This is a genomic window from Bacillus marinisedimentorum, from assembly GCF_001644195.2.
GTDB classification, from domain to species: Bacteria; Bacillota; Bacilli; order Bacillales; family Bacillaceae_O; genus Bacillus_BL; species Bacillus_BL marinisedimentorum.
Map to the genome: position 1 here is coordinate 1 of NZ_LWBL02000006.1, position 12,038 is coordinate 12,038.

General features: G+C 46.3%; 13 protein-coding genes. 7 read left to right on the forward strand and 6 right to left on the reverse strand.

What is annotated here, in order from left to right:
- Positions 1-421 precede the first annotated feature (421 nt).
- Positions 422-1,342, reverse strand: coding sequence for a proline dehydrogenase family protein (locus A4U59_RS01375; protein WP_066174993.1), 921 nt, complete (start codon positions 1,340-1,342; stop codon positions 422-424).
- A 477-nt stretch (positions 1,343-1,819) separates the two neighbouring features.
- On the opposite strand from A4U59_RS01375, the gene A4U59_RS01380 reads away from it, so the two are divergent.
- The gene (locus A4U59_RS01380) at positions 1,820-2,110 is read left to right on the forward strand and encodes a hypothetical protein (protein WP_066174995.1); all 291 of its coding nucleotides are present in this window, start codon (positions 1,820-1,822) and stop codon (positions 2,108-2,110) included.
- Positions 2,111-2,122: 12 nt separating this feature from the next.
- Positions 2,123-2,488, forward strand: coding sequence for a spore coat protein (locus tag A4U59_RS01385; protein WP_066174997.1), 366 nt, complete (start codon positions 2,123-2,125; stop codon positions 2,486-2,488).
- Between the two features lie 38 nt (positions 2,489-2,526).
- On the opposite strand, the gene A4U59_RS01390 is transcribed toward A4U59_RS01385, so the two are convergent.
- On the reverse strand, positions 2,527-2,784 hold the full coding sequence (locus A4U59_RS01390) for a YusU family protein (protein WP_066174998.1): 258 nt from the start codon (positions 2,782-2,784) through the stop codon (positions 2,527-2,529).
- A gap of 180 nt (positions 2,785-2,964) precedes the next feature.
- Here A4U59_RS01390 and A4U59_RS01395 point away from each other — a divergent pair, with 180 nt between their 5' ends.
- From A4U59_RS01395 to A4U59_RS01415, 5 genes are read left to right on the forward strand one after another with little or no spacing between them, the layout of a single operon-like run.
- Entirely contained in the window at positions 2,965-3,717 is a 753-nt protein-coding gene (locus A4U59_RS01395) for a hypothetical protein (RefSeq protein ID WP_066175000.1), read from the forward strand.
- Between the two features lie 3 nt (positions 3,718-3,720).
- The gene (locus tag A4U59_RS01400; protein ID WP_066175002.1) at positions 3,721-4,101 is read left to right on the forward strand and encodes a GntR family transcriptional regulator; all 381 of its coding nucleotides are present in this window, start codon (positions 3,721-3,723) and stop codon (positions 4,099-4,101) included.
- Positions 4,098-4,802, forward strand: coding sequence for an ABC transporter ATP-binding protein (locus A4U59_RS01405; protein ID WP_066175004.1), 705 nt, complete (start codon positions 4,098-4,100; stop codon positions 4,800-4,802). Before A4U59_RS01400 ends, A4U59_RS01405 begins: the two co-directional genes overlap by 4 nt.
- A 16-nt stretch (positions 4,803-4,818) precedes the next feature.
- Positions 4,819-5,742, forward strand: a complete 924-nt coding sequence (locus tag A4U59_RS01410) for an ABC transporter ATP-binding protein (protein WP_066175006.1) — start codon at positions 4,819-4,821, stop codon at positions 5,740-5,742.
- Positions 5,735-6,676: an ABC transporter permease gene (locus A4U59_RS01415; RefSeq protein ID WP_083270591.1), complete on the forward strand. Its 942-nt coding sequence runs from the start codon at positions 5,735-5,737 to the stop codon at positions 6,674-6,676. Before A4U59_RS01410 ends, A4U59_RS01415 begins: the two co-directional genes overlap by 8 nt.
- Before the next feature lie 526 nt (positions 6,677-7,202).
- On the opposite strand, the gene A4U59_RS01420 is transcribed toward A4U59_RS01415, so the two are convergent.
- From A4U59_RS01420 to A4U59_RS01440, 4 genes are all read right to left on the reverse strand, one after another.
- Positions 7,203-7,595 (reverse strand): thiol-disulfide oxidoreductase DCC family protein, encoded by a 393-nt coding sequence (locus tag A4U59_RS01420; protein ID WP_066175007.1) that lies wholly within the window; start codon positions 7,593-7,595, stop codon positions 7,203-7,205.
- Positions 7,596-7,813: 218 nt separating this feature from the next.
- Positions 7,814-8,557 (reverse strand): 3-oxoacyl-ACP reductase FabG, encoded by a 744-nt coding sequence (gene fabG / locus A4U59_RS01430; RefSeq protein WP_066175010.1) that lies wholly within the window; start codon positions 8,555-8,557, stop codon positions 7,814-7,816.
- A gap of 62 nt (positions 8,558-8,619) precedes the next feature.
- Complete coding sequence (locus tag A4U59_RS01435; protein ID WP_066175011.1) at positions 8,620-9,906, reverse strand: GntP family permease; 1,287 nt, start codon at positions 9,904-9,906, stop codon at positions 8,620-8,622.
- A gap of 99 nt (positions 9,907-10,005) precedes the next feature.
- Positions 10,006-11,592, reverse strand: coding sequence for an acyl CoA:acetate/3-ketoacid CoA transferase (locus tag A4U59_RS01440; RefSeq protein WP_066175013.1), 1,587 nt, complete (start codon positions 11,590-11,592; stop codon positions 10,006-10,008).
- Positions 11,593-12,038 lie beyond the last annotated feature (446 nt).

Genomic DNA, 12,038 nt, shown 5'->3' on the forward strand with positions numbered 1-12,038 from the left:
GTGAATTTGGACAGTAATCTGTTGAAATTGGACAGAAAAGTAACGAAATTCGCCAGTAAAAAGGGTGCATTGGTCAGAAATCCTCTGGCTGCAGCTCCCAGGGTTGATTTTAAGGGGCCATAATGAAGTGACTTTCATCCTTTCATGCGGAAGTGTTGACTTTTCGTGCGGAAGTCCCAATTTTTCATGCCAAACATCGGACTTTTCATGCCGAACCTCTCTCTTTTCACGCGGAAACATCTGTTTCACGCCAAAGCGCATACTTTTCACGCGGAAACTTAGCTTCCACAACACTCCGGCGCCCTGCTGCCAGTGATTGCATAAAAAACGCAAGGCGCATCACTCTGGATTATCTTCCAGTGATGCGCCTTGTACTGACTACATCATGTTTAATTAAACAATGAATTCATTCCGCACATACTTATTTCTTCCGCATCCCTCTCAGCACGAATGCAACATTTGCGGGGCGTTCGGCGAGACGGCGCATGAAATAGCCGTACCAGTCGTTTCCATAGGGGACGTAAATCCTCATTGTATAGCCTTCCCGCTCGATTTCCTTTTGCCTTTCAATCCTGATGCCGTACAGCATCTGGAACTCGAACTGGTCACGCGGAATGTTGTGTTCCTCTGCCAGTCTTTTTGTATATTCGATCATTTCATCATCATGCGAAGCCACTGCTGTATAGTTTCCGTTCAGCATGTGGATTTTAATGATGTTTTTCATGTTTTCATCGACATCTTTTTTCTCCGGGAATGCCACTTCCTCCGGTTCTTTATATGCTCCTTTTACGATACGGAGGTTCGGCCGGAGAGCATCAAGGTCTTTTACATCTTTTTCGGTACGGTACAGATAAGCCTGCACGACGGTGCCGACTACATCCCCGAACTCTTCCTTTAGCTGCCTGAATATGTCGAGTGTCTTCTGGCATCGCGTATAATCTTCCATATCGATGGTGACAAAGACATTGTTTGATTTTGCCGCAGTTAAAATGGTACGCATATTTTCCATTACAATTTCATCGGAAATATCCAGTCCCATTGAGGTCATCTTCAATGACAGCTGGGAGTTCAGATTTTCCGCGGCAATCGCTTCAATTGCCCGTACGCATTCTGCTGTGCGGTCCTTTGCCTCCTGCTCGCTGTCTACAAACTCGCCAAGAAAATCGATCGTAACCGCCATACCCTGGCTGTTCAAATCTTTTATGACAGATACCGCTTCTTCGATCGTTTCCCCTGCAACGAATTTATTTGCACCGAAGCGGAGTCCATACTTTTTGGCCAACTTAGTGAAAAATTTATTCTTGGATAAAAATAAGAAAAAGTTACGCAGCAGCTGTTCCACCGCAATCCCCTCCTGTAAGCGCATACAAAACATTGCGCCCTTTCTCTGTTATTTTGTTTTTTTGAAACCATTTACATCCCTATTTTATCATCATAATTAATTTATGAATATACTTCTTTTGTCAATCTGTCGAATAAGCGCAAATCTTGTCACAAAAGGGCGTGGTGCTTTTTTTAGGTGATAGACGATCAGTGAAAAATGCCCGATTCGGGGAGTCGATCGGTTCAGCTTTTTCCCATAAAAAAAAGCAAATTCGGACGAGCCCCAGCATCGAACAAACAGGAAGACTTGCCCGGAAGCCCCCGCAAATGGGGTGATGCCCCCATTAACTGAACAAAAACCAGATTAACTATACGGTATAAATGCAAAAGAAAGACGTTTATGAAAGCAGCCGAAGCATGTACACACAAGACTTGAATAGGATCTTTCTTCTGTGGAAAGCTATCCTTGAATTTCCATTTGAAAAGGAGGATCCCCATGCAACAACAACAGCAAAACCAGCAGCAGGGCATGCAGAACCAGCAGATGACGACACCTCAGCCGCCTTTCGTCATGACGGTCAAGGACCAATTATATGTGTCCGATATCATGTCATGGAACTTGCTGGCTGCGAAAAAAGCCCATTTTTATGCGAGTCAGTGCAAGGATCAGGAAGTGAAAGCTGCTCTTGATGAAGCAGGAAGAATGCATCAGCGACATTATGAAAAAGTGCTCTCTCATTTGCAGTCGCATCAACAGCAAATGCAGCAGGGCCCTACTATGCAGTGAGGAGGCAAAACGATGAATCAAAACCAGAATAGCCAGAGCCAAAACCAGGGTAAAATCCAAAACCCGGAAACTTCCGTCCCTGAAACTCCGCAAATGAATGACCGTGATTTTGCCAATGACCTGCTGGCTACCGAAAAGTACATGACAGCTTCTTACAGCACTGCTTTAAATGAAGCAAGCCATCAGGAACTTTATAATGATTTGGCCATGATTTTCAAGGAGACACAGGATTGCGAGCGCGATTTTTTCAACCTGATGTTCCAAAAAGGCTGGTACAGCTTCGATGCTGCACAGGGGCAGCAGCTCCAGCAGACATACCAGCAATTCAGCGGATATAAAAATCAGTTCCCATACACAACCGGTAATACCGTTCAATAAACCAAAACGAAAGAACGCCGGCTCTGCCGGCGTTCTTTTCATTCATTCCTGTTTTGCTGTTCACGTTGCTTTTGGTTCAGTTCTTTGATTTCCCCGATTAGTTCCTTCATTCCCTCTTTCGCATCCGGATACGTTTCGTTCCAGTGCTTTACCATTGGAGGCATCGATTTTGCCATATACGTATACAACGCCCACATTTTGACCTTCTCCTTCAACTCGGGCGTACTCTCCCCGACCATCAACTCCGTATACTTTTCAAGCAATCCATCAAACTGCTGTACAAGCTTTTCATCCATAATATCCCTCCTGTTTGTTAACACTATATCATAATTGTAAACATTCTTTGCCCCCGCCAAATGCCGATGAACCCTGCATTTGTATTTGTTTTAAATATCACTTTACATTCTCTATGTACTGTTGTATTATTCATGTAGTACACTAATACAATAAAACAATCGAGGCTGGAGGAGTTGCCTATGAATCCATGGAACGGTTTGCTGAAAAAAGAATTTTTTTTACTGCGGAATGCTTTGCTTACCGGCATCGCCTTGCTGATTGTCGCATTTGCGGCTTCCGCCGTATTTTCTGCTGCTTTAGATGAACAGGATCTTCTGGCAGCAGGCGCCATTTCGTCGGCATTTCTCCATATGTTTTATATGCCGCTTTTCTTATTGATCAGCCTTGCGTCAGAACATAAACAAATGAGCTTGTGGCTATATAATCCCCAGCCCATCAGTGTTTTGATTTTGAGCAAGATGCTGGTCATCCTTGGCGGAATGATTGTGTCTTTATTCATAACAGGGATTTATGGCATTATTGTTCTCTCCCGCTTTCCGCTTGAACAGCAGCCTGTCGACATTCCGGGGCTCATTTTGCTCGGGAGTGCAGCGGCGGTATTAATTATCGCTACATCAATTTATATTTCCCTGTGGCTTCTGCTGGGCTGGTCGGTTTTCTTTGCGACCCGGAATTATATCGGGAACTGGAGCTGGCTTGCAGTCGGGCTGCTGTTTATAGCGCTTCAGTTCGTGACCGAATGGTTTCAGAACACTGCCGCATACGAAGCTATGGCACATTGGGGTAAGGTCGAACTGGCTCCATTAACCGAACCGCTCGGTGAAGTGAGCACTTTTCACTTTTACAGCGGGGGGCTCATCTTTACCGCGCTGTTCGCGATTTTGATGTTTCTCGCTTCCGCCTGGCTGATTGACCGGAAAGTGGAGGTGTAGGAGATGGTGCAGGAATTCAATTCTTCCCGTCCGATTTATTTGCAGCTCGCCGACCGCATCATCCAGCGGATTATCAGGGGTGAGCTGCAGCCGGGCGATAAACTTCCTTCTGTCCGCGAGACAGCGGTTGACTCCGGCGTGAACCCCAACACCGTCCAGCGGACATACAGTGAGCTTGAGCGCATGGACGTGAGCGTGACTAAACGGGGACAGGGAACATTTGTTACCGAAAACAGCGAGGTGCTGAAGGAGATCAGAAACAAGTTGAAAAGTGAACACATTGAGGCATTCATAGATGATATGGAAGCCATCGGGTTTACAGAAAAGGAAATCATCGACGGCCTGTCAGAAGAATTTTCAAAACGGAAGGGGGAAGAATCGTGATCGAGCTTAAAGACGTGACCAAAACCTATTTAAAACAGACGGCGGTAAAAGACTTGACGATTGGATTTCCGTCCGGCAAAATCATCGGGCTTCTAGGTGAGAATGGCAGCGGAAAATCGACTGTGCTGAAAATGATTGCCGGCCTTGTCCGTCCTTCTGCCGGTTCTGTCCTCCTGAACGGAGATCCAGCCAGCCGCCAGTCATGCAGGCAGGTCGCCTACTTATCCGAACTTGATACTTATTATCCATTTTATACCGTCAGCCAGACCATTCACTTTTACGCATCACAGTTCAGTGACTTTGATGTCGACAAGGCATTTGACATTCTGTCATTCATGAAGCTCACCCCGGATCAAAAGGTCAAAAATCTTTCCAAAGGAAGCAGGGGCAGACTGAAAATTGTGCTCGCGCTTTCCCGGGATGTACCGGTGATTTTAATGGATGAACCCCTTTCCGGTCTCGACCCGATGGTCCGGGAGACAGTCATTAAAGGACTTCTTTCCTTTGTTGACATCGAAACGCAAACCGTTATTATCACAACCCATGAAATCGGTGAAATTGAGCCTCTGCTTGATGAAGCCGCAATACTGCATAAAGGAAATCTCATCAACCAGCAAAGCATCGATTCCATCAGGGAAGAAGGGCTGACGCTGACCGAATGGATGAAACGGACTTACAGCACTGGTGCTGCCGTAAAATAAAGGAGGCAACAAAAAAATGGAAGAATCAGTCGTAACAATAAAAAATCTGACAAAAAAAATCGGCAATAAAACAATCATTGATGATATCAGCTTTGATATTTACCCGGGAGAAGTATTCGGATTCCTCGGCCCGAACGGAGCGGGAAAAACGACAACAATCCGGATGATGGTCGGCCTCATGTCAATTACAAAAGGACAGGTGCTCATCAAAGGAAAAAGCATCCGTGAGAACTTTGAAGAGGCAATCAGGCATGTGGGCGGCATTGTGGAAAACCCGGAAATGTATAAATTCCTGACTGGCTACCAGAACCTCGTCCACTACAGCCGTATGGTCAATGGTGTCGGGCGCCAGCGGATTGACGAAGTTGTCAGCCTGGTCGGCCTTGAAAACCGGATCAATGATAAAGTGAAAACCTATTCACTCGGTATGCGGCAGCGCCTCGGGCTTGCTCAGGCACTCCTGCATAAGCCGGATATTCTCATCCTTGATGAACCGACAAACGGCCTGGATCCTGCCGGCATCCGGGAAATCAGGACGTACTTGCGGAAACTCGCCGCAGAAGAAAACCTGGCTGTCCTTGTTTCAAGCCATCTATTATCTGAAATGCAGCTCATGTGTGACCGGATCGGCATCATCCAAAACGGCAAGCTTGTCGATGTGAAACGTGTTGATGAATTTATCGTTGATGGAACGAACATGAGTGTCCAATTCACGGCCGCTCCGGCTGATGAGGCATTCACACTTTTCCGGGCCCATTATCCGGAGACAGAAGCTTCCGTGACAGAAGGCGGTTTTGAAGCGGTTGTCGCAAAAGAGGAAATTCCAAAGATTACTGCACTGCTCGTCAAAGGAGACATCGAAATTTACGGAATCAACACGGCTGTCAAAACACTTGAAGAAAAGTTCTTGGAAGTGACTGGAGGGAATCAAATTGTTTAATCTAATCGCCAATGAAAACATGAAAGTATTCCGGCTGAAATCAACATGGATCATGTTCGGCGTTCTTCTCGCCATTATTTTAGTTACCGGCATCCTGAATAAGTACGTCCTGGAAGGCGGCGGTTCCGAAAACTGGCGTGCTGCTGTCGAACAGGAGAACAAGCAATATGAAACCGTCCTTAACCAGGAAGACGCCCCTCATATGCTGAAAAAGAATTACAGGACAATGCACACAATAAACGAATACAGGCTGGAGCATGACATCCCGCCTGTCTCGGAGGATTCCTTATGGGGAACGATGAAATCTTCCTCCAATATGATCAGCATCATCACTCTGTTCACCATCATCATTGCCGCAACGAGTGTAGCGGGCGAATTCACCTGGGGAACCATTAAGCTTTTGCTGATCAGGCCGGTGGGACGTTCAAAAATCTTGCTGTCCAAGTACCTGTCAGCCCTGTTTTTTGCCCTTGCTTTACTGGTGGCACATTTCCTCTTTTCTTTCTTAACCGGCGGCCTTTTGTTCGGATTTGAAAATGTCGGGCAGCCGTATCTGACCCTTCAGGATGGAAACGTTGTGGAGCGGAGCATGCCGATGTATATTTTATCCCTATACGGATATAGGAGTGTCGATTTGCTGATGATGGTCACTTTCGCCTTTATGATTTCGACTGTTTTCCGCAGCAGCGCGCTCGCAATCGGTCTGTCGATTTTCTTGATGTTCACGGGTGTGCAGGTCGTTAACCTTCTTAGCCAGTATGACTGGGTCAAATATATCCTGTTCGCCAATACCGATTTGATGCAATATGTAAACGGCGTGCCGCTCGTGGAAGGAATGACAATGACATTTTCCATTTTCGTATTAGCGGTCTACTTTGTCCTATTTAATGCGATATCCTGGCTGATTTTCACGAAGCGGGATGTTGCAGCGTAACACTTCTGCGAAAAGAGCATCGCTTGCGTTAGCTTGTGCTGTCTTCGGACAGACAAGGAAAAAAACAAGGATAATAGGGTACCGAATCGTATTGATTCTGGTACCCTTATTTTTTGTCCAGGATGCTCTTAGTGATGAATAATTGTTTCCAGAAGGATTTTATTCTCCTGCATTGCACTTTGAACGGGGAGTTGATTTCCGCTGCAGGGGCTCGTTTTCACCACGGCCACAAGTGCGACAGCCGTTCCTGCTTCTCACCGGTCGCACTCACGGTGTCTTCTTTGCCGCGTGGCGGTCGGTGAGCTTCATCACAGCGCATCGCTCCCCGAAAATAAAAACCAATTTTCTTCTTGCGGGGTCTCACCTGTCCCGCTAGTCCCGCAGGAGTCTCGCACCTTCCACTCCAATCAACTAGTGTAAAAAATCAACATTGAGCTTTAACACAGCCCAAACATAAAAAGGTCAGCTGCTTAATAACGCCTCTGGCCTTTTTTGCGTGTGAAGTGATGATCAATTGTACTGCAATTTAATCAAGAAACCGGTCACGTTCCTCTTTCGATGGAATCTTGCATCGGTCTTTCTTTCCAAACCAGCTGTATCGGTTCAGGGCGATCCGGTCATATACCCAGTCCCTCACCCGCTTAGGAATAAACCGGAGGGGATACAGCATCCTCACTGGCCCTTGCAAATGCCTGCATATGCGCAGCACTGCATCTGACTTTATATATGAAATATCGTTTTCAATGAGTACGATACTGTCTGTTTCAGGTCCGATTCCGGATTTCCGCAGAAGCTCCTGCCCTCTGTCACCCTGCAGGGAAGCAAACTGGAAATGACGTGAAGGATCCCTTTTTAAAATGAACTGCACACTTTTGCTGCAAACATTACACACGCCGTCAAACAGGATGATGCCCGGCATTTCGCCACCGCCTTCCGGCCAGGATTTTCCGTTTCCATTTTATCATATCCACTTTTTTGCATGGAAAGTAAAAAGGCCTGCCGATTGGTACGGCAGACCTTTTGGACTCGTTGTTTTCCATGCCTGTTACGTTTGGACTCGTTTCAGCACGGTTTTTCATATTGAATGGTCTCGTTTTATCCGCATGTGTACTACGGAAAGAAAGTTGTAAAACCGATTTACAGAACGACACCGCCATCAATGCTCAGGGTTGTGCCTGTAATGAAACGCGCTTCATCAGAAGCAAGGAATGCATACCCATTAGCAATATCTTCTGGATAGCCAAGGTCGTTAAGTGTAGATTTACCTTTCATCATATCAAGTACTTTTTCAGGCATTTTTTCTGTCATTGGCGTCAGGATAAAACCAGGTGCTACGGCATTTACACGGATTTTATACTTTCCTAATTCCTTCGCCCACGTTTTGCTCATGCCGATAACGCCCCATTTTGTCGCAGCGTAGTTGGTCTGGCCGAAGTTGCCGTAAAGGCCGACAACTGAAGAAGCATTCAGGATTGCGCCGCCGTTGCCAAGCTCTTTCATATGTTTCGCAGCTGTTTGGCCGACGTTGAAGACACCTTTCAGGTTGACATCAATTACACGGTCCCATTGTTCTTCAGTCATTTTTTCGAGTTTTGAATCTGCAGTGATTCCGGCATTGTTAATGACAGCGTCAAGCTGGCCGAATTCGTCAACAACTTCCTGCATGCTCTTTTCAACGTCTTCACGGTTTACAACGTTTACAGACTTGCCTGTTGCTGTTCCGCCCGCTGCTTTGATTTCTTCTACAGTACGCTTGATGTCTTCTTCATTCAAGTCCCAGATAACGACTTTCGCGCCTTCTTTAGCGAACTTTTTGGCAGTTGCCTCACCAATACCGCGTCCGCCGCCTGTGATGATAGCTACTTTATCCTGTAATCTCATAATGATCTCCTCCATTTTTCAAACATTCTATTAATGTGTCGGCTCTGTTAAAAAACGAATTGTTAAATAAGGCCGATGCTGGCAAAGATGATCGCGACAATGACAGAAACGATTGGAATCAAAGAACCGACAACGAAAATATCTTTATAGGAATCTTTGTGTGTCATTCCTGTAATGGCAAGCAGCGTCAAAACAGCACCGTTATGCGGCAGCGTATCAAGACCGCCGGAAGCCAGTGAAGCGATTCTATGAAAAGCCGCTGGATCGATGCCGGAACTAATTGCCATTTCAAGGTACTTCGATCCCAATGCTTCTAGCGCGATACCCATACCACCGGAAGCTGAACCTGTGGCACCGGCAAGAATATTGACCGCAACCGCTTCAGAAATAAGCGGGCTTCCCTGAATTCCAAGAACAAAATCTTTTAGTGTTTCGAACCCTGGAACTGCTTTAACAACAGTACCAAAACCGACGGCAGCACTCGTATTAATGATGGCAATAACCGAGCCGCTTGCACCGCCATTGATGGATCCGATAAACTTTTGCAAATGTTTCATGTTCAATAGCATAATCAGTACGATACCTGTAATCAGGGCAGTGATAATATCCCATTTAAAAACGTTAAGGGTGACAATTACAGTAATAAGCGGCAGGAATGAAAGAAATGCATTTGGCAGCTTACTTTCATCAATTTCTTCTACGTCCTGATCTTTTGGCTCAGTAAATACTTCACCTGCAGCCATCAATTTCTTCTGGCGTCCGATAAGGTAAAAATATCCACCTATTCCCATAACAAGAGCACCTGCAATACCCATAATCGGTGCCGCAGTAGGTGTTGTATTGAAATACTGCATTGGAATCAGGTTCTGGATCTGTGGTGTTCCCGGTAAAGCTGTCATCGTAAAGGTGAAGGAACCGAGTGCAATCGCACCTGGAATCAAGCGGCGCGGAATGTTCGCTTCACGGTACAGGGCAACAGCAAGAGGGTACATCGCAAATACAACTACGAAAAGACTTACCCCTCCGTATGTCAGTACAGCGGCACCGACAACAACACCAAGGATGGCACGCTTTGTCCCAATGATCTTCGTAATCCAGTGGGCAACCGCCTGTGCGGCACCTGTATCTTCCATCAATTTACCAAAGATGGCACCAAGCATAAACACCGGGAACCACGCTTTTGCAAATCCTACAAATCCGCCCATATAAGTGTCAGTATAAGCTGGCAGCAAGTCCAGCCCGCCGAATAAGGCGACAATTCCGGCTGTGACCGGAGCGATCCAGATTATGGACCATCCCATATAGGCCAGAACCATTAAGAGTACTAATCCAAGAAAAATACCTAGCATGCAAATTTCTCCCCTTTATCCCTTTATATTTTATGGAAAGAAATGAGGGGAAAAAGCCGCCGCAAGCGGCCATTCCCTCCATTCCCATACATCCTCAGTTTAGTTATGGACCGGCTTCAGGTCCTCTTCCTTGATAAATTCTGCAAGTCCCATTTTTTCTTCACGGAAAATACGGGCATTCATTTCCTTCAAGTCATCTGCGATAATCGGCTTGAAGTCCATTTGGCTGAGAATATCCTTTTCAAGATCCATGCCTGGAGCGATTTCTGTCAGGACAAGACCCTCTGGCCTCAATTCAAAGACAGCACGTTCCGTAATATAAACGACCGGCTGGCCTACCTCATTTGCATACTCACCACTGAACGTAATATGCTCCACGTCGCTGACCATCTTTTTAAACTTGCCTTCATTGTCGATTGAGAGCTTGCCGTTTTCGACACTTACTTTCAAACCGCCTGCAGTGAAGGTGCCGCAGTAAATGACCTTTTTGGCGTTTTGAGTGATATTGATAAATCCACCTGCACCGGCAATTTTCGGGCCGAATTTACTTACGTTTACATTCCCGTTCCTGTCAAGCTGAGCAAGACCAAGGAAAGCGACATCAAGTCCGCCGCCGTCATAAAAATCAAACTGATACGGCTGGTCGATGATTGCATCCGGGTTAACAGAAGCACCAAAGCTCAAGCCTCCGGCCGGCACACCGCCAATCGGTCCGGATTCAAGAGTCAAACGCATTTCATGCCCAACGCCTTCTTCGTTGGCTACAGATGCTACCCCTTCAGGCATACCGATGCCAAGATTCGTGATCGCGTTTGGAACAAGTTCCATCGCAGAGCGGCGTGCAATGACTTTCCGCTCATCAAGCTTCATTTTTTCCAGTGAATCAACTGAAACTTTAATTTCACCTGAGTAAGCCGGATTGTGCTGTTCAGCAAATGTCTGCATATGCTGTTCCGGTTCGGCCACCACTATCGCATCAACCAGGATGCCAGGGATCTTAACCATCCGCGGATCAAGGGAGCCGTTTGCTACCACCTTTTCAACCTGAAGAATGACTAGACCGCCGGAGTTTCTGGCTGCCTGAGCGATTGACAGGAATTCTAGCGTCGCCGCTTCTTTTTCCAGTGTCGCATTTCCGTTTTCATCAGCATAGGTGCCGCGGATCAACGCAACATCAATTGGATGAGTTTTATAGAAAAGGTACTCTTCGCCGTCAATTTCCATCAGGCGAACAATATCATCTTTCGTAGAATCATTCAACTTTCCGCCTTGAATGCGGGGGTCCACAAATGTTTTTAAACCGACCCGCGTCAGTACGCCCGGTTTACCCGCCGCAATATCACGGAACATGTGGGAAACGACACCCTGCGGCAAGTTATATGCCTGGATTTTATTATCAACTGCGAGCTTTTGCAGTTTCGGCGCCAGTCCCCAGTGGCCGCCGATTACACGCGACACGAGACCTTCTTGCCCAAGATGGTTAAGGCCTCTTTCCTTTCCATCTCCCTGCCCTGCAGCGTATATAAGCGTTACATCTTTTGGCGCTTGTTCCTTAAGGAAGCGCTCTTCAATCGCACTAGAAAGTGCTTCCGGATGGCCGTTTCCGACAAATCCACCGGTGGCAATCGTTGAACCGTCCTTTATTTTGGCTACCGCTTCCTGCGCGCTCATTACTTTAGATCCCATACAAATACCCTCCATCTTGTAAGCGTTTTAGAAAGCAGGCTCCGAAATAAACTGCGTTTCTTTGACGCTATTATTCTTCCAGTAGTAAAAATCAATCTGGTACTACCTATAAAGAGATCATGATCTTTTTTTACACCTTTATCTATTGCAAAAGCCGTGCCAACTTTTTTAAATCCGGAAAATTTTTTTATATTTTTATATTTTTTTGGCTGTGTTAAAGCTCGATGTTGATTTTTTAACTAGTTGATTGGAATGGAAAGTGCGAGAACTCCTCGAAAATAAAAGTCAATTTTCTTCGTGCGGTGTCTTTTCAAAAAAGCTAATTCAACGTCCTGCGGGACTAGCGTGACAGGTGAGATCCCCGCAGGAGCGGCGCGGCGATGATCCTCACCGCCCCCACCGCGGCAAAGAAGACACTGCGAGTGCGACCAAAGGGAAGCAGGAAC

What these genes read in the sequence shown, in the direction of transcription:
- A4U59_RS01380 (WP_066174995.1), top strand. Translation starts at nt 1,820, where the DNA reads ATGCAACAACAACAGCAAAACCAGCAGCAGGGCATGCAGAACCAGCAG.
- A4U59_RS01385 (WP_066174997.1), top strand. Translation starts at nt 2,123, where the DNA reads ATGAATCAAAACCAGAATAGCCAGAGCCAAAACCAGGGTAAAATCCAA.
- A4U59_RS01390 (WP_066174998.1), bottom strand. Translation starts at nt 2,784, where the DNA reads ATGGATGAAAAGCTTGTACAGCAGTTTGATGGATTGCTTGAAAAGTAT.
- A4U59_RS01395 (WP_066175000.1), top strand. Translation starts at nt 2,965, where the DNA reads ATGAATCCATGGAACGGTTTGCTGAAAAAAGAATTTTTTTTACTGCGG.
- A4U59_RS01400 (WP_066175002.1), top strand. Translation starts at nt 3,721, where the DNA reads ATGGTGCAGGAATTCAATTCTTCCCGTCCGATTTATTTGCAGCTCGCC.
- A4U59_RS01410 (WP_066175006.1), top strand. Translation starts at nt 4,819, where the DNA reads ATGGAAGAATCAGTCGTAACAATAAAAAATCTGACAAAAAAAATCGGC.
- A4U59_RS01420 (WP_066175007.1), bottom strand. Translation starts at nt 7,595, where the DNA reads ATGCCGGGCATCATCCTGTTTGACGGCGTGTGTAATGTTTGCAGCAAA.
- fabG (WP_066175010.1), bottom strand. Translation starts at nt 8,557, where the DNA reads ATGAGATTACAGGATAAAGTAGCTATCATCACAGGCGGCGGACGCGGT.
- A4U59_RS01435 (WP_066175011.1), bottom strand. Translation starts at nt 9,906, where the DNA reads ATGCTAGGTATTTTTCTTGGATTAGTACTCTTAATGGTTCTGGCCTAT.
- A4U59_RS01440 (WP_066175013.1), bottom strand. Translation starts at nt 11,592, where the DNA reads ATGGGATCTAAAGTAATGAGCGCGCAGGAAGCGGTAGCCAAAATAAAG.